General features: G+C 73.8%; 22 protein-coding genes. 9 read left to right on the top strand and 13 right to left on the bottom strand.

The window, feature by feature from the left end:
* Window positions 1–101: 101 nt before the first annotated feature.
* On the top strand, window positions 102–1,097 hold the full coding sequence (locus EDD28_RS01265; protein WP_123737983.1) for a zinc-binding dehydrogenase: 996 nt from the start codon (window positions 102–104) through the stop codon (window positions 1,095–1,097).
* Window positions 1,098–1,136: 39 nt separating this feature from the next.
* Here the strand turns inward: EDD28_RS01265 and EDD28_RS01260 are convergent, their stop codons facing one another.
* The gene (locus tag EDD28_RS01260; protein WP_425469973.1) at window positions 1,137–1,730 is read right to left on the bottom strand and encodes a GDSL-type esterase/lipase family protein; all 594 of its coding nucleotides are present in this window, start codon (window positions 1,728–1,730) and stop codon (window positions 1,137–1,139) included.
* Window positions 1,731–1,998: 268 nt separating this feature from the next.
* On the opposite strand from EDD28_RS01260, the gene EDD28_RS01255 reads away from it, so the two are divergent.
* The 6 genes from EDD28_RS01255 to EDD28_RS01230 all read left to right on the top strand — a co-directional run bounded on the left by EDD28_RS01255 (window position 1,999) and on the right by EDD28_RS01230 (window position 8,866).
* Window positions 1,999–2,493, top strand: coding sequence for a septum formation family protein (locus tag EDD28_RS01255; RefSeq protein ID WP_123737981.1), 495 nt, complete (start codon window positions 1,999–2,001; stop codon window positions 2,491–2,493).
* A gap of 214 nt (window positions 2,494–2,707) precedes the next feature.
* Complete coding sequence (locus EDD28_RS01250; protein WP_170169309.1) at window positions 2,708–3,709, top strand: DUF2510 domain-containing protein; 1,002 nt, start codon at window positions 2,708–2,710, stop codon at window positions 3,707–3,709.
* Between the two features lie 121 nt (window positions 3,710–3,830).
* The gene (locus EDD28_RS01245) at window positions 3,831–4,346 is read left to right on the top strand and encodes a type III secretion system chaperone family protein (RefSeq protein ID WP_245967858.1); all 516 of its coding nucleotides are present in this window, start codon (window positions 3,831–3,833) and stop codon (window positions 4,344–4,346) included.
* A 2-nt stretch (window positions 4,347–4,348) separates the two neighbouring features.
* Window positions 4,349–4,873, top strand: coding sequence for a type III secretion system chaperone family protein (locus EDD28_RS01240; protein ID WP_123737978.1), 525 nt, complete (start codon window positions 4,349–4,351; stop codon window positions 4,871–4,873).
* 10 nt (window positions 4,874–4,883) lie between these two features.
* Complete coding sequence (locus EDD28_RS01235; RefSeq protein WP_123737977.1) at window positions 4,884–6,800, top strand: HSP90 family protein; 1,917 nt, start codon at window positions 4,884–4,886, stop codon at window positions 6,798–6,800.
* Window positions 6,797–8,866, top strand: coding sequence for a hypothetical protein (locus tag EDD28_RS01230; protein ID WP_123737976.1), 2,070 nt, complete (start codon window positions 6,797–6,799; stop codon window positions 8,864–8,866). Before EDD28_RS01235 ends, EDD28_RS01230 begins: the two co-directional genes overlap by 4 nt.
* Before the next feature lie 172 nt (window positions 8,867–9,038).
* Here EDD28_RS01230 and EDD28_RS01225 read toward each other — a convergent pair whose 3' ends face one another.
* The 3 genes from EDD28_RS01225 to EDD28_RS01215 form a co-directional block, all read right to left on the bottom strand.
* On the bottom strand, window positions 9,039–9,212 hold the full coding sequence (locus tag EDD28_RS01225; protein ID WP_123737975.1) for a YbdD/YjiX family protein: 174 nt from the start codon (window positions 9,210–9,212) through the stop codon (window positions 9,039–9,041).
* 65 nt (window positions 9,213–9,277) lie between these two features.
* Complete coding sequence (locus EDD28_RS01220; RefSeq protein WP_123737974.1) at window positions 9,278–11,632, bottom strand: carbon starvation CstA family protein; 2,355 nt, start codon at window positions 11,630–11,632, stop codon at window positions 9,278–9,280.
* A 179-nt stretch (window positions 11,633–11,811) separates the two neighbouring features.
* Complete coding sequence (locus EDD28_RS01215) at window positions 11,812–15,600, bottom strand: multifunctional oxoglutarate decarboxylase/oxoglutarate dehydrogenase thiamine pyrophosphate-binding subunit/dihydrolipoyllysine-residue succinyltransferase subunit (protein ID WP_123737973.1); 3,789 nt, start codon at window positions 15,598–15,600, stop codon at window positions 11,812–11,814.
* 314 nt (window positions 15,601–15,914) lie between these two features.
* Between EDD28_RS01215 and EDD28_RS01210 the strand changes: the two genes are divergently transcribed.
* The gene (locus tag EDD28_RS01210) at window positions 15,915–16,700 is read left to right on the top strand and encodes a hypothetical protein (protein WP_148059506.1); all 786 of its coding nucleotides are present in this window, start codon (window positions 15,915–15,917) and stop codon (window positions 16,698–16,700) included.
* Between the two features lie 24 nt (window positions 16,701–16,724).
* On the opposite strand, the gene EDD28_RS01205 is transcribed toward EDD28_RS01210, so the two are convergent.
* Entirely contained in the window at window positions 16,725–17,828 is a 1,104-nt protein-coding gene (locus EDD28_RS01205) for a HAMP domain-containing sensor histidine kinase (protein ID WP_123737971.1), read from the bottom strand.
* Between the two features lie 16 nt (window positions 17,829–17,844).
* Entirely contained in the window at window positions 17,845–18,612 is a 768-nt protein-coding gene (locus EDD28_RS01200) for a response regulator transcription factor (protein ID WP_123737970.1), read from the bottom strand.
* Window positions 18,613–18,770: 158 nt separating this feature from the next.
* Between EDD28_RS01200 and EDD28_RS01195 the strand changes: the two genes are divergently transcribed.
* The gene (locus EDD28_RS01195; RefSeq protein WP_123737969.1) at window positions 18,771–20,447 is read left to right on the top strand and encodes a M23 family metallopeptidase; all 1,677 of its coding nucleotides are present in this window, start codon (window positions 18,771–18,773) and stop codon (window positions 20,445–20,447) included.
* A 92-nt stretch (window positions 20,448–20,539) separates the two neighbouring features.
* Here the strand turns inward: EDD28_RS01195 and EDD28_RS01190 are convergent, their stop codons facing one another.
* The 7 genes from EDD28_RS01190 to EDD28_RS01160 all read right to left on the bottom strand — a co-directional run bounded on the left by EDD28_RS01190 (window position 20,540) and on the right by EDD28_RS01160 (window position 25,801).
* Window positions 20,540–20,779, bottom strand: coding sequence for a hypothetical protein (locus EDD28_RS01190; protein WP_123737968.1), 240 nt, complete (start codon window positions 20,777–20,779; stop codon window positions 20,540–20,542).
* 3 nt (window positions 20,780–20,782) lie between these two features.
* On the bottom strand, window positions 20,783–21,184 hold the full coding sequence (locus EDD28_RS01185) for a hypothetical protein (RefSeq protein WP_123737967.1): 402 nt from the start codon (window positions 21,182–21,184) through the stop codon (window positions 20,783–20,785).
* A gap of 249 nt (window positions 21,185–21,433) precedes the next feature.
* The gene (locus EDD28_RS01180) at window positions 21,434–22,237 is read right to left on the bottom strand and encodes a hypothetical protein (RefSeq protein WP_123737966.1); all 804 of its coding nucleotides are present in this window, start codon (window positions 22,235–22,237) and stop codon (window positions 21,434–21,436) included.
* Window positions 22,228–23,061 (bottom strand): DUF2690 domain-containing protein, encoded by an 834-nt coding sequence (locus EDD28_RS01175; RefSeq protein WP_123737965.1) that lies wholly within the window; start codon window positions 23,059–23,061, stop codon window positions 22,228–22,230. The genes EDD28_RS01180 and EDD28_RS01175 overlap by 10 nt, the downstream gene beginning before the upstream one ends.
* 68 nt (window positions 23,062–23,129) lie before the next feature.
* Window positions 23,130–24,044: an aldose 1-epimerase family protein gene (locus tag EDD28_RS01170; RefSeq protein ID WP_123737964.1), complete on the bottom strand. Its 915-nt coding sequence runs from the start codon at window positions 24,042–24,044 to the stop codon at window positions 23,130–23,132.
* Between the two features lie 63 nt (window positions 24,045–24,107).
* Complete coding sequence (locus EDD28_RS01165; protein WP_123737963.1) at window positions 24,108–24,440, bottom strand: hypothetical protein; 333 nt, start codon at window positions 24,438–24,440, stop codon at window positions 24,108–24,110.
* Entirely contained in the window at window positions 24,437–25,801 is a 1,365-nt protein-coding gene (locus EDD28_RS01160; protein ID WP_123737962.1) for a peptidoglycan-binding domain-containing protein, read from the bottom strand. The genes EDD28_RS01165 and EDD28_RS01160 overlap by 4 nt, the downstream gene beginning before the upstream one ends.
* Between the last annotated feature and the right edge of the window lie 86 nt (window positions 25,802–25,887).

Raw genomic sequence — 25,887 nt, 5'->3', positions numbered from 1 at the left:
CGGCCTCCCCGCGCCGCCGGGTGCCTCGACTCGTTCGATCGTCAACGACGCTGGGCCCTCGGCCCCACCCCGCCCCGCCGGGACGGGGCTAGCGTGGCTGCATGAGTGAGTCCTCGAGGTCGAGCGCCGTCGTCGTCGAATCCTTCCGGCCGGACGACCCGGGGGTGGGAGCTCGGCTCGCGAGCGTCGAGCTGCACCGGCCCGAGCCGGGCTGGATCCCCGTCACGGTCGAGGCCGCGTCGCTCAACCACCACGACGTGTGGTCCTGTCGCGGGGTCGGGCTGCGTGAGTCGCAGCTCCCGATGGTGCTGGGAACCGACGCGACGGGGACGCTCGAGGACGGCACGCCCGTCATCGTCCACGGCGTCGTCACCTCGCCGACCTGGCGCGGGGACGAGACGCTCGACCCCACCCGCTCGCTGCTGAGCGAGCGCTACCCGGGCACGCTCGCGGAGCGCGTGTGGGTGCCGGAGGGCAACGTCGTCGCGCGACCCGCCGGCCTGTCGGCGCACGAGGCGGCGTGCCTGCCGACCGCCTACCTCACGGCGTACCGGCTGCTGTTCACCGCCGCCGGTCTGCGGCCCGGTCAGAGCGTCCTCGTCCAGGGTGCGGGCGGCGGCGTCGCGACGGCCTGCATCCTGCTCGCCCGGGCGGCTGGCCTGCGGGTCCTCGTCACGAGCCGGTCGGAGAGCCGGGCGGAGCGGGCGCGCGAGCTCGGCGCGCACGTCGTCGTGGAGTCCGGGGCGCGCCTGCCGCACCTCGTCGACGCCGTGATCGAGACGGTCGGCAAGGCGACCTGGTCGCACTCCCTGCGATCCCTGGTCCCGGGCGGCGTCGTGGCCGTGGCCGGCGCGACGACGGGACCGGACGCCGACGCCGACCTCAACCGCGTCTTCTTCAAGGGCCTGCGCGTCGTCGGCTCGACCATGGGCACCCGCGTCGAGCTCGAGCGGCTCGTGTCCCTCCTCGTCGCGACGGGTGTTCGCCCGCTCGTCGACCGCGTCGTGCCGCTCGACGGCGTGCCGGGCTCGGACGGGGCGCTCGCGGCGCTCGCGGCCGGCGAGGTGATCGGGAAGGTCGTCGTCGACGTCGCCTGACGTCGCCCGGTGCGGGTGCCGGTGAGGGGCGCGGGTCGCTCAGGCGGGCGCCGGCACCCCGAGCCAGGAGTACCAGCCGTGGTGCAGCACGAGCCACGCGAGCAGCCCGTAGCCGGCCTGCCCCGGGTGCACCCCGTCGCCGGCGGCGAGGTCCGCGGCCCACTGCTCGTGGTCGACGAGCGGCGCGAACGTCTCGACGTAGGGCACGCGGCGCCGGCCGCACACGTCGGCGAACGCCTCGGACAGCTCGCGCTGGGCCGCTCGCGGCAGGTCGGAGCGCGGCGGAGCGCCGACGACGAGGACGGGGAGCTGCGCCGAGGCGGCCGCGTCGAGGACGTTCGCGAGGTTGAGCCGGCTGCGTGCCATCGACGTCCCGGCCACGAGGTCCCCCGCCCCGGGAGCGACCACGAGCCACGTGCGCTCGCCGCGCCGCGAGGAGAGCTCGCGCTCCCATCGGGCGGCCAGCGCCGTCGTCGTCTCGCCGGGGACCGCCAGGGGGAGCGTGAGCAGCCCCTCGCCGTCGCCCTGCGACCGGGCGGCGACGCGGCCGACCCAGCCGAGCGCGCGGGGGTCGCCGAACCCGGCGACGAGCTCGTCGCCGACGACGACGAGGCGTCGCGCCTCCTCCAGCAGGTCGGTCACCGCACGATCTCCTTCCGGTCGACCGGGACGTCGCCCCGGCGTGTGGCCGATGGCACAGGCCGGCCGACGATCCCATCGTGCCACCTGGGCGGTAGGGTTCGGGGTGGGCTGACGCACGCGTGATCGTTTCGGGGGGACTCGGGGAGGCTCGCGGAACGCGGCGGAACGGGCTCGGGGGTGCCAGGTAGCACCGGTAGCCGACTGTCGTCGCACCCGTCCAGCCCACCTGACCGCATCGCTCCACTGCCCTGGAGGCCCCATGTCCACCATGTCACCCCTTCGTCGCACCCTGGCCGTCGCCGGGGCCGCAGCGCTCGCCCTCGGTCTCGCCGCCTGCAGCTCCGGCGGGGAGACCCGCGACGAGGCCGGCGAGATCGTCAGCGGCGGCGACACCGACGTCTTCACGATCAAGATCGGCGACTGCTTCAACGACGTCGACTCCGACAGCGAGGAGATCTCGAGCCTGCCGACCGTTCCGTGCGCCGAGGCGCACGACAACGAGGTCTACGCCGAGACGTCGCTGACGGGCGACGAGTACCCCGGTGACGACGTCGTCGCGCAGCAGGCCGACCAGTACTGCTACGAGCAGTTCTCGGCGTTCGTCGGTGTCGACTACGAGAGCTCCACGCTGGAGTACTACCCGATCACGCCGCTCCAGGGCGGTTGGGAGCAGCTCGGTGACCGGCTCGTGTCCTGCGTCGTCTACGACCCCGCGGAGTCGACGACGGGCAGCCTCGCCGGCGCCGCCCGGTGACCTCGCGCCACCACTAGCCCGCCCCGGTCCGTCGCCCCCGCGACGGTTCCCGGGTGAACGGCCCCGCCCCGATGGGCGGGGCCGTTCGTCGTCCCGGGGCGGTCGTCGCTCGCGGGGCCGTCGCGCTCCCTGCCACGGTCGGTGGCGCGTGGGACGTCGGGCCCGCGACGGCGGTAGGCTCGCGCCACCGAGCGCCGAGTGCAAGGAGCTAGCCGTGTCCAGTCCCGCGGGGTGGTACCCGGACCCGAACGACCCGAGCCAGAGCAGGTACTGGGACGGTGCCGCCTGGACGGAGCACACGCACGGCGCGCAGCCGGCCGCCCCGTCGACGCCGGCTCAACCCACGCAGGGCGACTACCAGCCCGGGACGACGCAGCCCCTCGGCTACCAGCCGGGTGGGTACCAGCAGCCCGGCGCCTACCAGCAGCCCGGCGGGTACGACGCGGGCGCGGCCCAGCCGACGGGTTACCAGCCCGGCGGGTACCAGCCGGGCACGACGCAGCCGGGCTACCAGCCCGGGGCGTACCAGCCCGGCGGGTACGCCCCCGGCTCGACCACGCCGGCCGGCTTCCTGCCCGCGACCGGGTACGGCGACCAGGCCGGGCAGCGGCGCCCGAACCGCGCGCCGCTGTTCGTCGGCCTCGGTCTCCTCGCGGTCGTCCTCGTCGTCGGCGGTGTCTTCCTCGCCATCAACCTCATGGGTCGGGGTGACGCCCCGATCGCCGACCCCGGCCCGTCCTCGACCGACACGGCGACGACGCAGGACGACCCGACGACCGACGAGCCGACCGATCCCGCGACCGACCAGCCGACCGACGGCACGGGAGCGACGGACGAACCGGTCGGCGGGGACGTCGACGTCTTCTCCATCGTCGTCGGCGACTGCTTCAACGACCAGTCGACCGACAGCAGCGAGATCTCGAGCGTGCCCGTCGTGCCGTGCAGCGGCCCGCACGACAACGAGATCTACGCCGAGACGGAGCTGACCGGGGACGCCTACCCCGGCGACGACGCGGTGGCGCAGCAGGCCGACCAGTACTGCTACGACCAGTTCGAGACCTTCGTCGGGGCGCCCTACGAGACCTCGGCGCTCGACTACTACCCGATCACCCCGCTGCAGTCGGGCTGGGAGGAGCTCGGCGACCGGCTCGTCTCCTGTGCCGTCTACGACATGGCGGGGCCCGTCACCGGAACGCTGCGCGGCTCCGGCCGCTGACCGGTCCGGTCGGGCGTTCGGACGCCGCGGCGACCGCATTGATGTCGGTGAGCGCTGCTAGCCTCGCTGGAGACGCCGCGACGGCGTCCGGTCCACGACGACGTCGTGCACCGTCCGAGACATGGAGGCAGCGATGGGCTTCTTCACCAAGTCGGCAACGGGCGGGGGCCTCGCGCCCCTGAGCAAGGAGCGCATCAAGGCGACTCTCGACGCCCGGGAGGCCAACTACGGCGAGGACAACGACGGGGACATCGGCGGCTACTGGGACGGCCACCTGTTCTACTTCTTCGTCACCGGCCGGGACGGCGAGTACTTCCAGGTGCGCGCCCGGTGGAACCGCGTCATCCCCATGTCCGAGTGGTGGAAGATGCTCGACCTCATCAACCAGTGGAACACCGAGAAGTTCTGGCCCAAGTGCTACGCGCGCCAGGAGAAGAACAACCCGGAGGACCCCGAGCCGACCGTCATCGGCGTCTACACCGAGCACAACGTCGACTACGAGCACGGCCTCACCGACGAGCAGCTCGACCAGCACCTCGCCTGCGCGATCGCCACCTCCGGCTCGTTCTTCGACTTCCTCGACGAGCACTACCCGGAGGAGGCCGCCCGGGCCAAGGCAGAGTACGAGAAGGAGTGACGATGGGTTTCTTCACCAAGAACGAGACGACCGGCGGCGACGGACTGCTCCCGCTGACCGAGGACCGGATCGCGGCCCAGTTCGACCGTCGGGGCGAGCACTACGGCCGCAACGACAACGGACAGATCGGCGGCTTCTGGGACGGTCACCTGTACTTCTTCTACGTGCTCTCGGACGGGCTCAAGGCCCTCCAGGTCCGCGCGCGGTGGAACCGGGACCTCCCGATCGACCAGTACGGCCGGCTGCTGGAGATCCTCAACGCCTGGTCGCGGGACAAGATCTGGCCCAAGGTCTACCTCGTGCTCGACCGGACGGACAACCAGGCGGGCGACCCGGACAACTGCAGCGTCTTCGCCGAGTTCGCGGTCAACTACCCGCACGGGCTCACGGACTCCCAGCTCGACGAGCACCTGTCGTGCGCGCTCGGGACGATCGGGCAGTTCTTCGACCACCTCGACGAGCACTACCCGGAGGCCGCGGCCGCCGCGAAGGCCAAGCAGGAGCGCGAGCGCGAGAGCGGAGCCTGAGCGACACCGCATGACCCAGACCTTCCAGGTCGACCTGCGCGGCATGGTCGACCTCCTCGCTCGTCACCTCTACTCCGGGCCTCGCGTCTACGTGCGCGAGCTGCTGCAGAACGCCGTCGACGCGGTGACCGCGCGGCGGGAGCTCGATCCGGACGCGCCCGCGCGCGTCCGGATCACGGCCCTGCCGGGCGGCCCGCAGGTGCCCGGGAGTCCTGTCGCGCCGGGCGGCGCGGGCGGACCCGACCTCGTCGGCGCACCCGGCTCCGGTGGGCCGATGCTCGAGGTCACGGACACGGGCGTCGGCCTCACCTTTGCCGAGGCCACCGAGCTGCTCGCGACGATCGGCCGCTCGTCCAAGCGGGACGCCGACCTGGGCCTCGGCCGGGCGGAGTACATCGGGCAGTTCGGCATCGGCATGCTCGCGGCCTTCATGGTCGCGGACACGATCGAGGTGGTCTCGCGCTCGGCGCGGCCCGGCGCGAGCGTCGTGCGGTGGACCGGCCACGACGACGGGACGTTCGAGATCGAGGAGGTCACCGACCCGGTCGACGACCTCGACCCGGCCGACGTCCCCGTCGGCAGCCGGGTCCGGCTGCGGGCCCGGCGGGACGCCGAGCACTGGCTGTCGGTGGAGACGGTCACGGCGCTCGCGACCGAGTTCGGCGAGCTGCTCCCGATCGACGTCGCGGTCCTCCAGCCCGCGGGCGGGGAGCTCCTCACCCGCCGGATCACGCACGAGGCGCCGTGGCGCGCGACCCACGAGACGCAGTCGGCCCGGACGCAGGCGCTCGTGCGCTACTGCGAGGAGACCTTCGGCTTCACGCCGATCGGCCACATCGACCTCGCGGTGCCGCTCGCCGGCGTCACGGGCGTCGCCTTCATCCTTCCCTCGGCCGTCGCCCCCGGCAGCGGCCGGCACCGGGTCTACGTCAAGCGGATGCTGCTCGGCACCCGCGTCGACTCCCTGCTGCCGGACTGGGCGTTCTTCGTCCGCGCCGTCGTGGACGCCGACGGCCTCAGCCCGACGGCCTCGCGCGAGGACCTGCACACCGACGAGGTGCTGCTGGCGACGCAGGAGGCGCTGGCGGCCCAGCTCAAGACCTGGGCGACCGAGACGCTCGCGAGCGGCAGCAACCTCGCGCGTCGCTTCATCGAGACCCACCACCTCGCGCTGCGCTCGCTCGCGCTGTCCGACGACGACATGCTCGACCTGGCGGCCCGCGTCCTGCCGTTCGAGACGACGGACGGTCCGACGACGCTGGCCGATCTCGCCGAGCACGGGGACGTCGTCTACACCTCGACGCGGGAGGCCTACCAGCGGGTCGCGGCGGTCGCGCGGGCGCAGGGCCTCGTCGTCGCCAACGCCGGCTACGTCTACGACGCCGACCTCCTCGCCCGGCTGGCCCGCCGGCCCGGCTGGAGCGTGCGCGAGCTCGCGACCGACGACCTGGTCCAGGTGCTGCGCCCCCTCGTGCCGCAGCGCGAGCTCGAGGTGATCGACGCGATCGAGGCCGCGCGGGAGCTCCTGGCGCAGGAGGACTGCGACGTCCTGGTCCGCGAGTTCGCCCCGGACGACGTGCCGGCGATGCTGCTGCGGGACCGCGAGGGCGAGCACCAGCGCGCGCTCGCGCGGGAGAAAGCGGAGGCGGACACCGTCTGGGGTGGCGTGCTCGCGGCGTTCGAGCGCCCGGCGCGCAGCCGGCGGCTCGTGCTCAACGACACCTCGCAGCTCGTCCGGCGCCTGCTCGCCGCCCCGCGCGGGGAGGTCTTCGCCGCCGGGGTCCGCGCGCTCTACCTCACGGCACTCATGCTCGCGGGCGACGGCCTGCGCGGGCGCGAGGTGAGTCATCTGAACGGGGCGCTCGGCGTCCTGCTGTCGGCCGGACTGACCGCCCAGAGCGGTCCGCGTGGAGAGGACGTGGCATGAGCCTGAGCACCGGGGAGGCCGTGGCGGCCGTCGGCGAGATCCGACAGATGCCCTACGGGCTCGCGCGCACCCAGCTTGCCGAGACGCTGGCGCGCCGGATCGACGCCGAGGGCCCGATCGAGGTGCTCGCCTACGCGCTGTTCGCGCAGGTCGAGTCCTACGTCTGGAGCGAGGAGCCCGACAAGGCGCACGTCCCGTTCCAGCGACTGCTGCGGCTGTGGGACTCCTCACCCGAGGTGTTCGACGAGACGGACCGGCAGAACTTCTTCTGGGCGTTCAAGTGGATGGTCGGCGGCCTCAAGAGCTACCCGGAGATCCCCGCCAGCCAGATCGAGGCGACGCTGGCCGACATGGAGCGGCGCTACGCCCTCGCCGGGAACGGCATGGACGCCGTCGCCTACTGCACGTTCGCCTGGGCGAACCACCGGCGCGATCCCGACGTCGAGCTCGCGTTCGACGCCTGGGTCGCGACGCCCCGGGACGACTTCTCCCAGTGCGAGGCGTGCTCGCTCGGCGACGAGGCCGAGTACCTGTGGAGCACCGGACGCGCCGAGCAGGCCGTCCGGCACATCCTCGACGTCCCGCCGACGACGCGCTGGTGCGCCACCGAGCCCGGCGACATGCTGGCCGTGCTCGCGCTCGCGCAGGCCGAGCTGGGCCGGCTTCGCGAGGCGGCAACCGCGCACCGCCGCGCGGCGGCCGCGCTGCAGACCAGTGAGTCCGACATGGCGGAGGCGCGCGGCCGGGGCTTCCAGCTCCTGGCCCGCGGCGGTCAGGTCGAGCGCGCGCTGGAGTGGCTGGCGCGGGACGGTCACCTGCTCGTCGGCGCGGAGACCCCGCTGTCCCGGCTCCACTACCAGCTCGCCGTCCTCGCGGGGCTCGCCGATCTTCCGGAGCCAGACTTCCAGCGCACCGTGTCCCTGCCGGACGTGCCGGCCCGGACGCTCGGGGAGCTGCGGGCGTGGCTCGAGCCGCGGGCGCGCGACCTCGCGGCCCGGTTCGACGCGCGCAATGGCACGGACCGCTGGGCCGGCGAGCTGGAGCGCGCGCTCGGGCGGCGGCGGTTCGCCGAACCCCTCGACCTCGCCGTCATCCGGCTCGACGCAGACGACGACGCGGTCCTGCTCGGGGGCGTCGCCGCCGGGTCGGATGACGCCGACGGGCTGGCCGGTCCGCTCGGAGCGGCCGGCGTCGTCGACGGAACGAACGGCGGCGCGACCGGCGAGGTGAGCGGTGGTGCGGCCGGCGCCGTCGACGCCTCCGGTGCGGGCGCCGCGGACCCGGACGGTGCGACCGAGCCCGCCGGCTACGTCGACCGGCTCGCCCGGGCCGAGGCGGCCAGCGGCGAGGGCGACCTCGCGGCGGCCGCGGCGGCCTACCTGGCCGGGGCGCGCGGCGCGCAGGAGGCGGGGGAGCTGCTCGACTCGGGCTTCGCCTACGCCGAGGCGGCGCGGTGCGCCCAGGAGCTCGGCGACGAGGACGGCGCGCACCAGGCGTACGAGGCCGCGATGGTGCGACTGCGGGCGGCCGGTGCCGACCCGGAGCTCATGGTGCAGGTGATCGTGGCGTGGGCGCCGGCGGCCGCCCGCCCGGACCGCGCCGAGGTCTACCTCGATGCGGCGAACGCGCTGCTGGAGCGGCTCGCCGGCGTCGATCTCGGCGAGATCCCGGACGAGCGGCTGCGCGAGCGGCGGACGAGGGAGCTGAGCCTGCGCCGCGCCGAGCTGGACGACGCGCTCGCGCGGGTCATCGCCTCGGTCGGTCAGATCGGCGTGTGGGGGACGAAGGACGCCGTCGACCTCGCCGTCCGGGCCGCCGAGCTGTTCGCCGAGTGCGGCGACGTCCCCAGCGCCGCCCACGCGTTCTGGGCCGCGGGCCGGATGCTGCGCGACGCGACCGGCGACGAGGAGCTCGAGCGCGCGGTGTTCTGCCTGGAGTCGGCGGTCGAGGGCTTCGGGCTCGTCAAGGACCGCACGAACCGGGGTGAGGCGGCCAACGAGCTGGTCGCGCTCCTGCGGGCGACGGGCCAGGACGCGCGCGCCGAGGAGATCCTCGGCACGCTCTGACCCGGGCCCGTGCCCTGGGCGCGATGCCGGTTCGCGGCCGGCGCGGGTCCCGCACGGCCGGGGCGTCGTCGCGTCCCGCGTACCGCCCACGCGTGCCACCCGCCCGTGCACGTGCCGTCGACCGCGTCGACCCGCACCGATCGGCACGCCGCAGGCGTCCGGCCACCGTGCGTCAGCAGCACCCCTTCGGGGTCGCCTCGTCCTGCCGCCGACGCCAGAACTCCCGCTCGGACAGCGGCGCGTGGTCGGGGTGGTCGATCCGGTGCCGCGCGACGTAGGTGTCGTAGGCCGAGGCCCCGAGCACGCCCCTGACCCACCACCGCAGCGCGCGCCACGCCCCGCGCACCCCGGTGAGGGTGCGCGGGACGCGGCGCGGCGAGCCGCCCGCGGCGGCCGCGGTCGGGTCGGTGCTCAGTGGTGGCCTCCCGCCATGAGCCGGGGATCGCCGACGATGGCGTGCTCGGCCTCGATCTTCTTCTCCAGGGGCGTCGTGTAGGTGAGCGTCTCGGGGGCGTAGAAGTTGGACTCGACGAACGGGTCCTCGCTCGAGTGGTCCTCGCCCGTTGCGCCCGTCCGGATCGCCTTGACCACGACGATGACGGCCGTCGCCATGAGGCACGCGACCAGCACGACGAACAGGATCGACAGCGTCCCCTGGATGGCCGTGTTGCGGACGGTGGCCTGGGCGTTGGCCAGGGCCACGTCGTCCAGCCCGCCGGCCGCAATCTTCGCCTTGGTCGCGTTGTGCAGCGCCCAGTAGCCGAGGTTGAGGTCCGTGGAGAAGATCTTCTGGAACGACGCCGTGAACGTCGTCGCCGTGTCCCAGACGAGCGGCACGAGCGGGATCCAGACCCACTTGAGATAGCCCTTCTTCACCACCATGACCGTGACGATGGTGAGGGCGCACGCTGCGATGAGCTGGTTGGCGATGCCGAACAGCGGGAACAGCATCCGGATGCCGCCGTTCGGGTCGGTCACGCCCATGAGCAGCAGCGAGCCCCAGGACGCGACCACGACCGCCGTCGTGAGCCAGCCGCCGATCCGCCAGGAGGGGTCGCGGAACTTCGGGGCGAAGTTCCCGATCGCGTCGCCGAGCTGGAACCGGGCGACGCGGGTCACGGCGTCGACCGCCGAGAGGATGAACAGCGCCTCGAACATGATCGCGAAGTGGTACCAGAAGGACATCATCCCGGTCCCGCCGAACACCCGGTGGAGGATGTTCGCCATGCCGACGGCGAGCGTGGGCGCCCCGCCGGTCCGCGAGACGATGCTCGGCTCGCCGACGTCCTGCGCCACGGCTTCGAGCGCGTCGGCGCCCGTGAACGTGACGGTCTCGCCGTCGCGCTCGGTCTCCCACTCGACCTCGACCAGCCGGCCGTCCGGGTTGACGTCGAGGTTCCCGACGGCCGCCGCCGCGTTCTCCTCGGGCGTGGCGTCGGCGGAGTAGGAGTCGCCGGCGGTCGTGGCGATCGACGCGCTCGACATGTTCATCGAGAAGTAGACGCCCTGGTTGAGCGAGACGGCCGCGGCGAGCGCCATGATCGCGACGAAGCTCTCCATGAGCATGCCGCCGTAGCCGATCATCCGGACCTGGGACTCCTTCTGGACCATCTTCGGGGTGGTGCCGGAGGCGACCATCGCGTGCATGCCGGAGAGCGCGCCACAGGCGATCGTGATGAACAGGAAGGGGAACAGCGCGCCGGCGAAGACCGGGCCGTCGGTGTTGAACGCGAACTTCGTGAAGTCGGGCATCTGGGCGAGCGGGCGGGCGACGATGATGCCGATCGCGAGGATGACGATCGTGCCGACCTTCATGAACGTCGACAGGTAGTCGCGCGGGGTGAGGAGCAGCCACACGGGCAGCACCGCGGCGAAGAAGCCGTAGATCACCATGCAGATGACCAGCGTCGTCGGCGTGAGGTGGAGGAAGTCCCCCCAGGAGGACTCGGCGACGTAGCGACCGCCGATGATCGCGGCGATGAGGGCGAGGAAGCCGATGATCGAGACCTCGGTGACCTTGCCGGGGCGCAGGAAGCGCAGGTAGAGCCCCATGAGGAGCGCGATCGGGATCGTCATGCCGACGGAGAAGACGCCCCACGGGCTCTCGGCGAGCGCGTTGACGCAGACGAGCGCGAGCACCGCGAGCACGATCATGAGCATGACGAAGACGACGACGATGGCCACCGTGCCGCCGAACCGCCCCATCTCGTCCTTGGCCATCTGGCCGAGCGAGCGGCCGCCGCGGCGCATCGAGTAGAACAGCACGAGCATGTCCTGGACGCCGCCGGCCACGACGACGCCGAGGATGATCCACAGCGTCCCGGGCAGGTAGCCCATCTGGGCCGCGAGGATCGGTCCGACCAGCGGTCCGGCGCCGGCGATCGCGGCGAAGTGGTGGCCGTACAGGACGCGGCGGTCCGTCGGGTCGAAGTCGCGGCCGTTGTTGATCCGCTCGGCCGGCGTCGCCCGACGGTCGTCCGGGCGCATGATCCGCTTCTGGATGTAGAGCGCGTAGAACCGGTAGGCGATCGCGTACGTGCAGATCGCGGCGACGACGAACCAGACCGTGTTGACGTGCTCGCCGCGGATGATCGCGAGCATCGTCCAGCCGACGCCGCCCGCCAGGGCGATCGCGACCCAGATCGCGATGCGCAGCGGCGTCCATCGGCGATGCTCGCGTGCGCCGACCGGGGTGCCGCGGGAGTTGCGGATGACGTCCGCCTCCTCCTCCGGCGTGTACGTGGGGAGTTCCTGCGTTGCGGTCATCTCAGCTCCGAGGTGGCGGGCGGACGCGCCACGTCGACGTGGCACGTCCCCACACCGTAGGAGGTGCGGACGCGGTGGGTGTGGGACCAAAGGCACCCGCGCGGGACGACCCCCGTCGCGCAGCCGGGTGGCTGCGCGACGGGGGTCGTCCCGTGTCCGGCTGGTCCGGGCGTCGTCGGCTAGCGGGCGAACGCCTCGCGGATGATGTCCTGCTGCTCGGCGGTGCTGACCTTGGCCGATCCGGTCGAGGGGGCGGCCGACGACGGACGGGAGACCCGCCGGATCGGCACGCCGTCGAGCTTGCGGGCGGTGATCCCGGCCAGGTAGAGCCACGGGCCCTGGTTGGCCGGCTCGTCCTGGACCCAGATGAGCTCGGCGCCCTGGTACGGCGCGAGCACCGCCCGGAACTCCTCCTCCGGCAGCGGGTAGAGCTGCTCGAGACGCACGATGGCGGTCCGCTCGTCGGCACCGTGCTCGCCCTTCGTGCGCGCGGCCAGCAGGTCGTAGTAGACCCGGCCGGAGCAGATGAGCACGCGGTCGACGCCGCTCGGGTCGACCGTGTCGCCGATCGCGCCCTTGAACGTTCCCGTCGTGAAGTCCTCGACCGAGGAGGTCGCGGCCCGCAGGCGCAGGAGCTGCTTCGGCGTGAAGACGACGAGCGGCTTGCGCGGGCGGGCGTAGGCCTGACGGCGCAGCAGGTGGAAGTAGTTCGCGGGCGTCGAGGGCTGGGCCACGATCATGTTGTCCTCGGCGCACAGCTGGAGGAAGCGCTCGATCCGGCCCGAGGTGTGGTCGGGGCCCTGGTGCTCGTACCCGTGCGGGAGCAGCATGACGACCGACGAGCGCTGGCCCCACTTCTGCTCGGCCGAGGAGATGAACTCGTCGACGATGGTCTGGGCGCCGTTGACGAAGTCGCCGAACTGCGCCTCCCACAGGACGAGCGCGTCCGGCCGCTCGACGGAGTAGCCGTACTCGAAGCCGAGCGCGGCGAACTCCGACAGGGAGGAGTCGTAGACCCAGAACTTGCCCTGGTCCTGGGAGAGGTACCACAGCGGCGTCCACTCGGCGCCCGTGCGGTGGTCGTGGAGCACCGAGTGACGCTGGACGAACGTGCCGCGGCGCGAGTCCTGGCCGGTGAGCCGGACCGGCGTGCCCTCGAGCAGGAGGGAGCCGAACGCGATGAGCTCGCCGAAGCCCCAGTCGATGCCGCCCTCGCGCGACGCCGTCGCGCGGCGGTCGAGGAGCTGACGCAGCTTCGGGTGGACCTCGAAGCCCTCGGGCGGCGCCAGGTGCGCGTCGCCGATCCGCGCGACGACGGACGCGGGGACGGCCGTCGTCCAGCCGACCATCGTGCCGGCGTCCTCGCGCTGGGACTCGGGGACCTCGAGGCCGGCGTTCGACTCCTCCCGCGGGGTCTGCCGGCCCTCCTTGGTCTCGCGGAAGGCGCGCTCGAGCTCCGCCTGGTAGTCGGCGAGGGCCTGCTCGGCCTCCTCGGCGGTGAGGTCGCCGCGACCGATGAGGGAGGAGGTGTAGATCGTGCGGACCGACTCCTTGCCCTCGATGAGCGAGTACATGACGGGCTGCGTCATCGACGGGTCGTCGCCCTCGTTGTGCCCGCGGCGGCGGTAGCAGACGAGGTCGATCACGACGTCCTTGTGGAACTCCTCGCGGAACTCGAACGCGAGCTGCGCCACCTGCGCGACGGCCTCGGGGTCGTCGCCGTTGACGTGGAAGACCGGGATCTGCAGGCCCTTGGCGACGTCAGTTGGGTAGAGCGTCGAGCGCGAGCTGGAGGAGCCCGTGGTGAACCCGACCTGGTTGTTGATGATGATGTGGACCGTGCCGCCCGTGCGGTAGCCGCGCAGCTGGGACAGGTTGAGTGTCTCCGTCACGACGCCCTGGCCGGCGAAGGCCGAGTCGCCGTGGATGAGCACCGGAAGCCAGGAGAAGCCGTCGCCGCCGAGGTCGATCCGGTCCTGCTTGGCGCGCACGATGCCCTCGAGCACGCCGTCGACCGCCTCGAGGTGGGAGGGGTTGGCGGCGAGGTAGACCTGCGTCGTGTTGCCGTCGACGCCCGTGTAGGTGCCGACCGTCCCGAGGTGGTACTTCACGTCGCCCGAGCCCTGGACGGTCTTGGGGTCGACGTTGCCCTCGAACTCGTTGAAGATCTGGCCGTAGGACTTGCCGGCGATGTTGGCGAGCACGTTCAGCCGGCCGCGGTGGGCCATGCCGATCCCGACGCCCTCGAGCCCCGCGTCGGCCGCGGCGCCGAGGAGCGTGTCCAGCAGCGGGATGACGGACTCCCCGCCCTCGAGGCTGAACCGCTTCTGCCCGACGAACTTCGTCTGCAGGAACGTCTCGAACGCCTCGGCCTGGTTGAGCTTGTGCAGCACCCGGCCGATCTGCTCCCGGGTCGGGCGCGGCCAGCCGCCCTCGATCTTCTGCTGGAGCCAGCGGCGCTGCGCCGGGTCGTGCAGGTGCATGTACTCCGAGCCGATGGTCCGGCAGTACGCGTCGCGCAGCCGGGCGAGGATGTCGCGCAGCGTCGCCTGCGGCTTGCCGCCGAAGCCGCCGGTGGGGAACGTGCGGTCCAGGTCCCACAGCGACAGCGCGTGGTTCGCGACGTCGAGGTCCGGATGGCGGCGCTGGCGGTAGGCGAGCGGGTCGGTGTCCGCCATGAGGTGGCCGCGCGAGCGGTAGGCGTGGATCAGCTCGGCGATCCGGGCGGGCTTGCCGAGCGCGGTGGCGGCGTCCTCGACGATGTCGGTCTGCCAGCGCACCGGCTCGTACGGCACGCGCAGCGCGGCGAAGACGCGGTCGTAGAAGCCGTCCTCGCCGATGAGCTTGGTGTGGATGATCCGCAGGAAGTCGCCCGACTGCGCGCCCTGGATGATCCGGTGGTCGTAGGTCGAGGTGAGCGTCAGCACCTTGGAGATGCCGAGGTTGGCGAGCGTCTCGGGCGAGGCGCCCTGGAACTCGGCCGGGTAGTCCATCGCGCCGACGCCGATGATCGTCCCCTGCCCCTGCATGAGGCGCGGGACGGAGTGCACCGTGCCGATCGTGCCGGGGTTGGTGAGGGAGATCGTCGTCCCGGCGAAGTCGTCGGCACCGAGCTTGCCGCCGCGCGCCTTCTTCACCAGGTCCTCGTAGGAGGCCCAGAACTGCTGGAAGTCGAGCGTCTCGGCGTTCTTGATCGACGGGACGAGGAGCTGGCGGGTGCCGTCCGGCTTCGCCAGGTCGATCGCGAGGCCGAAGCCGACGTGCTCGGGCCGGTCGACGGCCGGCTTGCCGTCGACCTCCGCGTAGCGCGCGTTCATCTCCGGCATCTCGGTGAGCGCCTCGACGACCGCGTACCCGATGAGGTGCGTGAACGAGACCTTCCCGCCGCGGGTGCGGGCGAGGTGGTTGTTGATGACGATCCGGTTGTCCCACAGCAGCTTCGCCGGCACCGCGCGCACGCTCGTGGCGGTCGGTACGCCGAGCGAGGTCTCCATGTTCTGGACGACGCGGGCGGCCGGACCGCGCAGCTTCGTGGTCCCGGCGTCGGGAAGGGCGACGCCGCGCTGCGTCGCGACCTCACCGACGTAGACCGCCGTCGCGGGCTGCGGGACCGCGGGCGGAAGGTCGGCGCGCACGTTGTCCTGGGGGGCGAGCTGGCCGCGCGGGTCAGCGTGCGGCGAGGTGGGGACGGCGCGGGGCGCGGGGGTCGGTGCCGGGGCGGCGGCGGGTGCGGGCGCCGGACGCGCCGCTGGCGCCGGACGTGCGGGCGCCGACGACGCGGGTGCCGGGGTCGCGGCCCCTCCCGACGCGGGGGTCTCGTCCGGGGCCGGGGAGCCGGCGAAGAAGGCCTGCCACTCGGACGTCACGGAGGCGGGATCGGCGAGCCACTGCTCGCGCATCTCGTCGATGAGCCACTCGTTCGCACCGAACGCCGTCGTTCGGGCTGACCCCTGAGAATCGTGCTCCACGCTCGCTCACTCCATCGCCATCGTCTGCCTGAGCCGTTCCAGCCTAGGCCCAACGTCCCGGTGCAGAGACCGCCGGGGACCGGCGTTTCGACGCCCCGTCAGGTCGCTCACCATCGCATGGCAAAGCGCCGAACAAGAGGGGGTGTGTCGCCGGTGTGGGGCCGGCAACGAAGGTCACGACTCCCGCGTCCCGGGGGAGGATCGGCCGGTGTGACGCCGGTGCACCTGTCCGCGATGCGGCCTGCCCGCCCCTGGTTGAATCGCGTCGAGGAGGTCGTCCGACGGGGACGGTCGTGTGCGGCGGAGGATGGACGATGAGCGATCACGGTGGACCGGGCGGCGGGTCCGGCACGGCTCCAGGGGTGCGCGACCTGGAACCTCGCATCGCGGCGCTGCGCGAGGCGTGCGCGAGCACGCCGGGCGTGACGAGCCTGCTGGTGTTCGGCTCGACGACGCGCGCGGCCGCCCACCGCCGGGACGCGTGGTCCGACCTCGACTTCAACGTCTTCCTCGCGCCGGAGGCGGCCGCGGACCTCGCCCGGACGTGGGCCTTCCTGCCCGAGCGGGACCGGATCGTGCTGACGGCGCGCGAGGGGGAGAACGGCGGCGTCGCCCTGTACGAGGACGGGCTCGTGGCCGAGTTCGGCGCGGGGCCGGCCTGGGTCGTCCGCGACCCCGACCGGGAGGTGCTGCTCGACGGCGGTGACGTGGTCACCCAGCCGCCGCCAGCCCTCCCGGACCCCCGCGACCAGATTGGGCTGTTCCTGGTCAAGCTGGTGATCGGCGTCGGCCGGATCCGGCGCGGCGAGCGGATCGTCGGCGGCGCGCTCGTGCGCACGTACGCGCTGACGCCGCTGTGCGAGGCGCTGCGCCAGCGTCTCGCGCCGGACCTCCCGCGCAACCCGTTCGACCCGCTGCGCCGGATCGAGACGGCCCTGCCGCGGGTGGCCGCGCGGATCGGCGACCTGCTCGACGGCGAGGTCGAGGCGTGCGCACGGGGACTGCTCGTCCTCGCGCGCGAGGAGCTGGAGCCGGGGTGGGAGGACTTCCCGTCCCGCGCGTTCGACGTCGCCGCCCGCGCGCTCGGCTGGGCGGACTGACGGCCGGGCGCCCGCCGACGCGGGTCAGGGGGTCGGCGGCTGGTCGGGGAGCGTGAGACGGAGCGTCGCGCCGTCGCGCTCGCCCGGGTCGATCGCGGCGAGCGAGCCCCCGTGCAGGCCGGCGGCCCAGCGCGCGATGGCGAGCCCGAGGCCGGTGCCGCCGGTCGAGCGGCCGGCGGCGTTCGGCGCCCCCGTGCCGCGCTCGAAGCGCTCGAAGATGCGGTCGCGCTCGTGCTGCGGGATGCCCGGCCCGTCGTCGACCACGTCGAGCACCACGCCGCCGTGCTGGCCCCCGCGGCCGACGACGCGGACCGTCCCGCCCTCGGGTGAGTGGCGCGAGGCGTTGGAGAGCAGGTTGAGCAGCACCTGGTGGATGCGCTCGGTGTCGAGCGTCGCGTCGAGGTCCTCCGGCACGTCCACCACCCACTCGACCGTCCGTCCGCTCGCCCGCGCCGCGTGCGCGGCCGCCGCGACGACCTCCTCGACGACGTCGCGCAGCCGCACCCGCTGCAGGTGCAGGCCGGCTGCGCCGGCCTCGAGCCGGGACAGGTCCAGGAGGTAGGTGACGAGGCGGGTGAGCCGCTCGGTCTGCGCGAGGGCGGCCTCCAGCGCCTCCTCGTCGGGCTCGGTGACGCCGTCGACCATGTTCTCGAGCTGGGCCCGCAGCGCGGCGATCGGGGTGCGCAGCTCGTGCGACACGTTCGCGACGATGGCCCGCTGCGCCTCGGCGAGCTGCGCGAGGTCGGCGGCCATGGCGTTGAACGCGTGCCCGAGCTGACCGACCTCGTCGCGGCTCGTCGTGCGGACGCGGATCGAGTAGTCGCCGGCCGACATCGCGCGGGCCGCGGCCGTCATCTCGCGCAGCGGCGACGTCATGCCGCGGGCCAGGACCTGGGTCACGAGGAGCGAGAGGAGGATGGCGACCGGGAACGTCATGTACCAGCGGCCGTTGTAGCTGCGCCCGGCCCAGACGAGGATCGAGGAGACCGTCACGGACGCGAGGACGAGGACGCCGAGCTTCGTCCGGATCGTCGTGAGGCGATCGAGCGGGCGGACGTCGACGGCGTAGCGCAGCGTCGCCGACGGCGTCACGCGGGCGTGGCGGGCGGGTTCGCCCCTGCGGCTCATGAGCGCACCTGCCGGCTCACTCCTCGGGCGGCTCGAGCGAGTACCCGACCCCGTGGACCGTGCGGATGAGGTCCGACCCGAGCTTGCGCCGCAGCGCCTTGATGTGGGAGTCGACCGTCCGGGTGCCGCTCGCGTCGATCCAGTCCCAGACCTCCTCGAGCAGGCGCTCGCGGGTGAGCACGGTGCGCGGGGAGCGGGCGAGGCAGACGAGCAGGTCGAACTCGGTCGGCGTCAGGTGCGCCTCGGTGCCGCCGCGGCTCACGCGGCGCTGCGCGCGGTCGATGACGAGGTCGCCCAGCTCGATCGGGGGAGGGCCGGCCGGCGTCGCGACGTCGGCGACCGCCACGCGGGAGGTCCGCTCGTGCCGGCGCAGCAGCGCCTTGACCCGGGCGACGAGCTCGCGCATGGAGAACGGCTTCGTCATGTAGTCGTCCGCGCCGACCCCGAGGCCGACGAGCAGGTCGGTCTCGTCGTCGCGCGCGGTCAGCATGAGGATCGGGATCGCGCGCGGGTCGTCGGCCTGGATCCGTCGGCACACCTCGAGGCCGTCGAACCCGGGCAGCATGACGTCGAGCACGATGACGTGGGGCGCGAAGCTGCGCGCCGCGGCGACACCGCCGGGCCCGTCGGTCGCGACCTCGACCTCCCAGCCCTCGGCCGCGAACCGCCGCGAGACCTGGGTGGCGATCTCGGGGGAGTCCTCGACGACGAGCACACGGGTGACCTGCTCGTCGCCGGTCGCGGGGGCGGGCGACGACGCGGGACGCACGGGGTTTCCTACCATGGCCCAAGGGTGGCACACGAGGTCGGCGAGGCGTGTGAGGTGAACCGCATTCCCGCGACGCGGCGCGGCGGCGGTGTTATGGTTCTGTGATCTAGCGGAGGCCCCCGACCCTGACGGTGGACCCCTGCTGCCCCTGTAGTCGACTCCCCGGAGGACGCGTGAGCGTGCTGTCCACGGACGTCGCTGTGCCCGAACCGGGCACGCGGCGGGCCCGGAGACTCGCCGCGCAGGCGACCCCGGCGGTTACTCACGACGCACCCGCGGCTCCGGTTCCCCCCGTCGAGCCCGTCGCCTCCGACACCGTCCGCGCCGCCCTCACCCGCCGCGAGCTGCGGCTTGCCCGCGAGGCCGAGCTGGCCGCCGCCAGCGCGCGGCCGACCTACGACGTCGTGACGGCCGCCCAGGTCGTCGCCGCCGCCTCGGCGCCGGCCCGCGAGGTCGTCGAGGCCGCCCCGGTCCGCCAGCTCACGCGTCGCGAGCTGCGCGAGGCCCGCCTGGCCGCGACCGCCGAGCAGGCTGTCGTGGCGGAGCCGAGCGTCGTCGAGCAGGCCGGGACCGGTTTCTGCTCCGACGCTCCCGAGCCCGAGGATCTGGCGCACCCCGTCGCGGAGCGCCGGGAGGCGGCCGAGGACCTCGAGCTCGCCTCCGTCGCCCTCACGATCAGCCGGCTGGCCGTCGCCGCCACGGCGTTCTCCGCCGGCGTCGAGCCCGCGCGACCCGTGACGCCGGCGGTCCCCGTCCTTCCCGTGCTCACGATCGAGGAGTACCCGGCCGCCGCCGACATCGTCGAGCAGCGCCGCGCCGCCGCGGTCGCGTCGACGGGTGATGCCGGCTCCGTGCCGTCGGCGCGGGTGCGTCGCCGGGACCTGCGCCCCGCCACGGCGTCGACCGACGACGCGGCCACCGCCGGGATGCCCCCGATCCCCCCGGGCGACGGGGTCGGCGAGACGTTCCCCCAGCCCGAGCCCGCCGCCTCGTCGGCCGGCGCCTCCGCGCGGCACTGGGTCCCGCGCCTCGCGGTGCTCACCGCGCTCGGCGCGGCCACCGTCGTGACCCCCGTGGTCGCGTCGTCCTCCGCCGCCTCGACCGAGGCCGAGGCCGCCGACCCGGTCGCCCTGGCGTCGGAGAGCGCGCTCGAGACGCTCGTCGCGACGACGACGACGGTCGCCGAGGCCTCCGCCCAGGCCGCCGACGGGGCCCAGGCCGCCGAGGGCGGCGTGGGTGACACCGCCTCGCTCCTCGCCTCGGACCAGCTCGCGCAGGTGCGGGACACCGTCGTCGCCAGCCGCTCGACCGAGCGCTCCGAGCTCCCGCAGTGCGGCGCCCCCGACGCCGCCGTGCCGAACGGCGCGCTCGCCGCGCTCGACTCGGCCGAGTACGTCAGCCTCTCGATGCCGATCGAGGAGGGCGTCTACCGTCTCACCTCACAGTTCGGTCCGCGCTGGGGCAGCATCCACGCCGGGACCGACTTCGCGGCTCCCGCGGGGACCCCGATCCACGCGATCGCCGACGGCAAGGTCATCTACGCCGGCACCGGCAAGGCGGGCCGCTCCGGGATGCTCGTCATCATCGAGCACACGATCGACGGCAAGAAGGTCGAGTCCTGGTACATCCACATGTACCCGGACGGCGTGTTCGTCGAGGCCGGGGACACCGTCAAGGTCGGCGACGTCATCGGCGAGGTCGGCTCGTACGGCAACTCGACCGGGCCGCACCTGCACCTCGAGATCCACACGGGCAACCTCGAGGACACGATGGCCTCGGCCATCGACCCGCTGCCGTGGCTGCGCACCAACGGCGCGACGCCGATCACGTCCTCCCAGGTCTGCGCCTGACGATCTGCACCTGACCGACACGAACGCCCGACCGGAGAGTCTCCGGCCGGGCGTCCTGCTGTCCGGGTCGCCCCGGCCGCGTCGCGTCGGTCTCAGGGGGTGTCGTCGCCCCGCTCGCGCTCGGCCCGCAGCCGCGCGGCCAGCTCGTCGGTCGACCGGTTCGCCTCGTTGCGGCGGATGAGCCACGGGATGCCGGCGCCCGCGATCCCGACCAGCATGACGATGATCGGCGGGACGATGACGTCACCGGGGGTGGCGTACCAGAAGACGATGCCGATGATGAACACGACGGCGCCGACGATCTCCACGACGCGCAGCTTTCCCTTGTCCACGGCTCAGCCGTCCTCTCGCTCGATGACGGTGCAGCGCGCCGACGGGTCGGCGGCCTCGACGACCTGCTTGAGCGCGCTCACGTAGCGGCGGTACTCCCCGTAGCCCTCGATCAGCTTGGGGCCGACCGGGATGAAGAACACCGTCGACTGGCTCGTCTGGTAGCTGAGCAGCTCGGTCGTCCCGTGCGTGCGCCCGGAGGCCTCCCGCGCGTGCACGGCGAAGGTCAGCAGCTTCACCCCGAACACGTTCTTGAAGACGAACACGACCGACTCCGCGTCCGCGCCGAGGACCGTCACGCTGCGCTGGGACTCGCCCGTCTGGCGCGCGAGGTCGAGGAGGCGGGCGACGGGGAGTGCGGTGTCGATCTCGATCCGGGAGCGGTGGTACTTGTGTTCCTTGGCCACGAGGCGGCAGCCCTTCTGTCGTGTGGTCGGGGGTGGGCGTCGGCGCACGGTGCGCGCGTCGGGCGGCCAGGCGGCGATCGGTCGTCGCCGGTCGGCCCGTGCCGAGCCGTTGGCAGTCTCGCAGCGCCGCGGGTGCCGGCCCGGCCCGTTCGGCACGGACCAGGAATCTCCGGAAAACCCGGAGGGCGGCCGTCGGTGCCACCGCCGCGGCGGGCGCCACGCCGGGGCGCGGGCGCCACGTCGTCGCCGCTAGCGCGCGGCGTCGGCGGGAACGGGGTGGCAGACGTCGTCGTCGTACGTGCGGGTGGTGAGCGTCCGCCCGCTCGCCACCGCGAACTCCTCGACGCTCTCGACGCAGGCGTCCCGCGCGGCGGCGACGTAGCGGGTGGCCTCCTGCTCGCCGTAGGCGACGTAGCCACCGTCCTTCCACCACACCTGCGTGCCGCGCGCGACGTCGACGCCGATCGTGCGGGTCGTGGCCGGCTCGCCGGGCTGGAGCTCGCCCTCGACGAGGACGGCGACCACGCCGAGGTCCGACACGGCGGCGAGCTCGCTCGTGTGGGCTGGGCCCGCGAACAGCGTCGTCCGGGTGAGCACGCGCGGGCTCGGCTCGGCGCCGATGCCGAGCGCGACGGTGACGAGCGTGGCGTCGCCCTCGGCGTCGTCCGGTCCGATGACCTGGACGATCCCGGCGAGCATCGGCACCTGCTCGTTCAGGGTGACGGCGTACACCTCGGAGACGACCGTCTCGCCCGGGAGGAGGGTCGCAGCGTCCAGCCGCGCCGTCCCCGCGCCGGGGATGCGGACGGTGGCCGGACCGGGCAGGCCGGGCTCGTCGCGCAGCTCGGCCGGCTTCTCGAACGGGCCGAAGGCGACCCACTCCCCGGACCGGCCGGACGGCGTCGATCCGGGGCCGGCGCAGGAGGCGAGGGCGGCGGAGGCCAGGACCGCGACGAGCGCGGCGACGACCCTCCCGTCGCGGCGCGCGGGTCGGGCGCGCCGCCCCGAGGTGCACCGCGGCGAGGTCGTCGGAGACGCGGGCCTCAGCCGCACAGCGCGGGTCCGAGGTCGACGATCTCGCCGTCGATCGTCAGGGTCGCGACCCCGCAGATCCGGGCGTCGACGTCGGGCTCGACGATCATCGGCGTGTAGATCGACTGGAGGTCGCCGGCGCTGCGCTCCTGGCTCCGGGCGCCGTCGGGATCGTCGGCCGGGTAGACCCGCATGGTGAGCGTGTTGCCGGAGCTCGCGCCGTCGTACCGCGTGACCCGCCCCCACATCGCCATGCAGTCGTTGGAGTAGAGGAGCTGCACCTGGACCTGCCGGTCGAACCGCGGCTCGCTCGCGGCGATGATCGCGTCCTCCTTGCACGCCGTGCGCATGGGGTCGACGCCGTTGGCGGCCGCGAGGTAGGGGCCGCTCGCGTTCTCGCCCGGCGGCAGGGACGCCTGCGCGTGCGAGCCGCCGAGGAAGAACGCGCTCGTCCCGACGGCCGCGAGGGCCGCCGATGCCGCCGCGATCGCCAGCGTCTGCCAGAGCGCGAGGCGACGCGAGCGCCACCCGGGACGCGCGCCGTCGTCCGCCGCGTCGGCGGTCTCCTGCGTCGCCGACGACGCGACCGCGCGGGAGCCGAGCGAGCCCCGGCGCGCGATCCACGGGCCGGGGTCGGCCGTGAACGCCTCGACGAGCTTCACGACGGTGCGCTCGGTCGGCAGGCGCCGCCCGGTCAGCGCCTCGGACAGCACGCTCTTCGAGATGCCCGTCCGGGCGCTGAGCGCCGCGAGCGTCGGGTCGCCGGCCGCCCGACGCAGGGCGCGCAGGTCGGCCGCGAACGCCTCGGGGGAGTCGACGGCAGGTGACGGGGCCGCGGTCGTCATGGGGCCATGGATAGCACGAGGTCGACCGGCCGTGGAAGCACCGACCGAGTCCCGGGCGCCCTCACGGCTCAGAGCAGGCTGATCCCCCAGCGCACGCTGGCGGTCTCGCCCGGCGCGAGGGAGACGAGCCGGTCGCCGGAGTTGAACGCGTCGGCGACGCAGCTCATCGGCTCGGCGGCCAGCCCCGCGCGTCGGTAGTCGACCGCGCCGATGTGGTCGCCCGAGCAGACCTGGAACGTGTCCATGGAGTCGTCCATCCAGACGGCGGCCGTGCGGCCGTCGGTGCCCGTGAGGCGGATCCAGGCGAGGCCGTCCTCGTCGCGGACGACGTCGACGAACGCGTCGTCCAGGTCCGTGTCGCCGAGCACGCGCTCGACGCGGAAGTCGAACTTCTCGGGGATCGGCACGACTCCGGTCGGCAGGAGGCGGTCGTCGGTCGTCACCCAGCCGGCGGCGTCGAGCCGGAGGGTGGCGTCGTCGAGCGAGCCGGGGCCGGGGGAGAGCCAGGGGTGGAAGCCGACGCCGTAGGGCGCCGTCGTGTCGGAGACGTTGGTCGCGTCGACCTCGATCGTCAGCGTCGTGCCCTCGAGCGCGTAGGCGGCGACCAGCTCGAGCTGCCACGGGTAGCCGCCGACCGGGATGGTGTCCAGCCCGAGCACGACCTGGTTCGTCGTGGAGTCCAGGAGCGACCAGCGCTGCCACATCGCGAGGCCGTGCAGCGCGGTCCCGCGCGCGACCTCGGTCACCGGGAGCTGGTAGTCCTGGCCCTCGAAGGTGTAGTGGCCGTCGCGGAGACGGTTGGGCCAGGGCGCGAGGATGGCGCCGTGGCCGGCGGGTGCGATCGCATCCTCGGGGAAGGGGACGACGACGTCGCGGCCCGCCACCTCGAAGACGCGGAGCATCGCGCCGACCTCGGTGACGACGGCGGTGGCGTTCGAGGAGCTGTCGTGCAGGACGTACTGGGAACCGGAGGGTGCGGGCATGCGTCCAGCCTAGTGAGCGCGCGGGTGATCACGTGGCGGCGCGGTCGGGGCGCGCCGATGTCGTCAGGGCCAGGGCGAGCCCGGCGGCGACGCCGCGTCCGGCGGGTCCGGGTCGGCCGGGTCCGCGTCGGGTGCGGGCGGCGCGTCCCGCTCGACGCGGTAGCCGGCCTCGATCGCCGCGTCGAGGAAGGACCCGAGGTCGGGAGCCCCCCGCAGCATGGCGCCGAGGGCGCCCTCGGTGGCGGCGGTGCGGAAGGTCGCCGTCGCGAAGGGGTGGGTGACGGGGCCCTGGCCCGGGCGGGGCGGCGGGGCGGACGTGCTCACGAGGATGCCGGGTTCGTCGCGCAGGTCGAGGACGGGCTCGTCGCCGAGGTAGAGGTGGTAGGTCGTCGTCATGGCGTGCCTCCCGATCGGGCGTAGATCTCCTGGAGGAAGTTGTACATCGGCGCGTCGTTGGCGGACAGCCAGTCGGGCGTGTAGATCTCCCGGTCGTGCTCCGAGGTGGAGTACGGGTGAGCGTGGTAGGCCGCGACGGAGTTGGCGAAGTACTCCTCCTTGTTCGCGGCCGAGTACCAGGCGGGACTGAGCCAGCCGGCCGTCGCGGGGCCCTCCGGGGTGCTCGCCGTCGGCTGGCCGTGCGTGGCGAGCCGCGCCGTGTACAGGGCGGTGAGCTGGGTGACCTGGGCGGGCGTGAGACCCGAGAACTGGAGGCCGTGGCCGCCCTCGTGCGCCTCGAGGAAGCCGGGTCCGTAGCTCGCCGCCTTCCCCGGGACCGCGACGAGGTCCTCCTCGGCGACGGCGACGCGGGAGCGACCGTCCACCGTCGAGCGGATGCCGCGGACGTCGTCCCAGATCCGCCCGTCGAACGTGGTCTGACCGGTCAGGTTGGCGTAGGGCGGGAGGTCGGTGAGCTTCTTGTCGTGCGGGATGACGTCGACGGTGACCGGGTCCGCCTCCATCCGGGCCCGGTTGGCGGGCGCGATGCCGCCGTAGAGCTCGACCGCCTGCTCGCGCGCCCGCGCCACGGCGGCGGCCGAGGAGCCGTGGCCCTCGATCGTGCAGATCCCGAGCAGCGGGTCGGTGGCGGGGACGGGCGGCTCGACACCAGGCGGTTCCACACCGGGCGGTTCGACGCCCGGCGGCTCCACGCCCGGCGGTTCGACGCCGGGCGGCTCCACGCCTGGAGGCTCGGTCCCGCCGCCTCCGCCGCCGGGCTCGGCGTCCAGCCGCTCCCGCGTCATCGGGCCGACGACGCCGTCCGCCGCGAGGGGCGGGTGCTCGCGCTGGAAGCTGAGCACGGCGTTCTGGGTCAGCCCGCCGAAGATCCCGTCGGGGTCGAGGGGGACGGGAGCCGCGCCCACCTCGTTGAGCCGGGTCTGGAGCTGGGCGACGTCCGGCCCCTGCGATCCGCGGCGCAGGAGACGCTGCGCCGGGGCGGCCGGCGGCGTGTTCGGGGCGGGCGTCGCCTCCGCGACCTGGGCGGGCGCTGCGGTGGCGCCGGTGGCGCCGGCGTCGAGCACGGGCAGCTGCAGCCCGACACCGGAGCCCGCCTGCTGGCCGCCGGCCGCCGTCGCGGGATCGATGGTCTGCCGGCTCACGACGAGCGCGCTGGTCGCCTCGTTCCCCGCGAGCCGCTGCAACCGGTGCAGCGGGGCGACGCCCGGACCGGTCGAGGACGCGGGAGCGACGGCGCCCCCGCGCTGGACGCGGCGGTCTCGCCGCGCCGCGGTCGGCGTCGACTCGTGCGCGCGATCCATGGCCCACCTCCTGGCGCAGGGCACCAGCGTGCGCGCCGCGCGCCGCGCGGGATCCGTCCGCCCGTGCGCCCGAAGGGGCCGGTCCG

Source organism: Salana multivorans (assembly GCF_003751805.1).
Classification (GTDB): Bacteria; Actinomycetota; Actinomycetes; order Actinomycetales; family Beutenbergiaceae; genus Salana; species Salana multivorans.
The sequence above is the reverse complement of the archived record's forward strand: the minus strand, read 5'-3'. Positions and strand labels throughout refer to the sequence as shown.

Bases quoted from the DNA above. Each gene is read 5' to 3' on its own strand.
- EDD28_RS01200 (WP_123737970.1), bottom strand. From the start codon at position 18,612: ATGGTAGGAAACCCCGTGCGTCCCGCGTCGTCGCCCGCCCCCGCGACC.
- EDD28_RS01235 (WP_123737977.1), top strand. From the start codon at position 4,884: ATGACCCAGACCTTCCAGGTCGACCTGCGCGGCATGGTCGACCTCCTC.
- EDD28_RS01245 (WP_245967858.1), top strand. From the start codon at position 3,831: ATGGAGGCAGCGATGGGCTTCTTCACCAAGTCGGCAACGGGCGGGGGC.
- EDD28_RS01165 (WP_123737963.1), bottom strand. From the start codon at position 24,440: ATGACGACGACCTACCACCTCTACCTCGGCGACGAGCCCGTCCTCGAC.
- EDD28_RS01175 (WP_123737965.1), bottom strand. From the start codon at position 23,061: ATGACGACCGCGGCCCCGTCACCTGCCGTCGACTCCCCCGAGGCGTTC.
- EDD28_RS01160 (WP_123737962.1), bottom strand. From the start codon at position 25,801: ATGGATCGCGCGCACGAGTCGACGCCGACCGCGGCGCGGCGAGACCGC.
- EDD28_RS01230 (WP_123737976.1), top strand. From the start codon at position 6,797: ATGAGCCTGAGCACCGGGGAGGCCGTGGCGGCCGTCGGCGAGATCCGA.
- EDD28_RS01265 (WP_123737983.1), top strand. From the start codon at position 102: ATGAGTGAGTCCTCGAGGTCGAGCGCCGTCGTCGTCGAATCCTTCCGG.
- EDD28_RS01255 (WP_123737981.1), top strand. From the start codon at position 1,999: ATGTCCACCATGTCACCCCTTCGTCGCACCCTGGCCGTCGCCGGGGCC.
- EDD28_RS01205 (WP_123737971.1), bottom strand. From the start codon at position 17,828: ATGAGCCGCAGGGGCGAACCCGCCCGCCACGCCCGCGTGACGCCGTCG.
- EDD28_RS01170 (WP_123737964.1), bottom strand. From the start codon at position 24,044: ATGCCCGCACCCTCCGGTTCCCAGTACGTCCTGCACGACAGCTCCTCG.
- EDD28_RS01220 (WP_123737974.1), bottom strand. From the start codon at position 11,632: ATGACCGCAACGCAGGAACTCCCCACGTACACGCCGGAGGAGGAGGCG.
- EDD28_RS01240 (WP_123737978.1), top strand. From the start codon at position 4,349: ATGGGTTTCTTCACCAAGAACGAGACGACCGGCGGCGACGGACTGCTC.
- EDD28_RS01210 (WP_148059506.1), top strand. From the start codon at position 15,915: ATGAGCGATCACGGTGGACCGGGCGGCGGGTCCGGCACGGCTCCAGGG.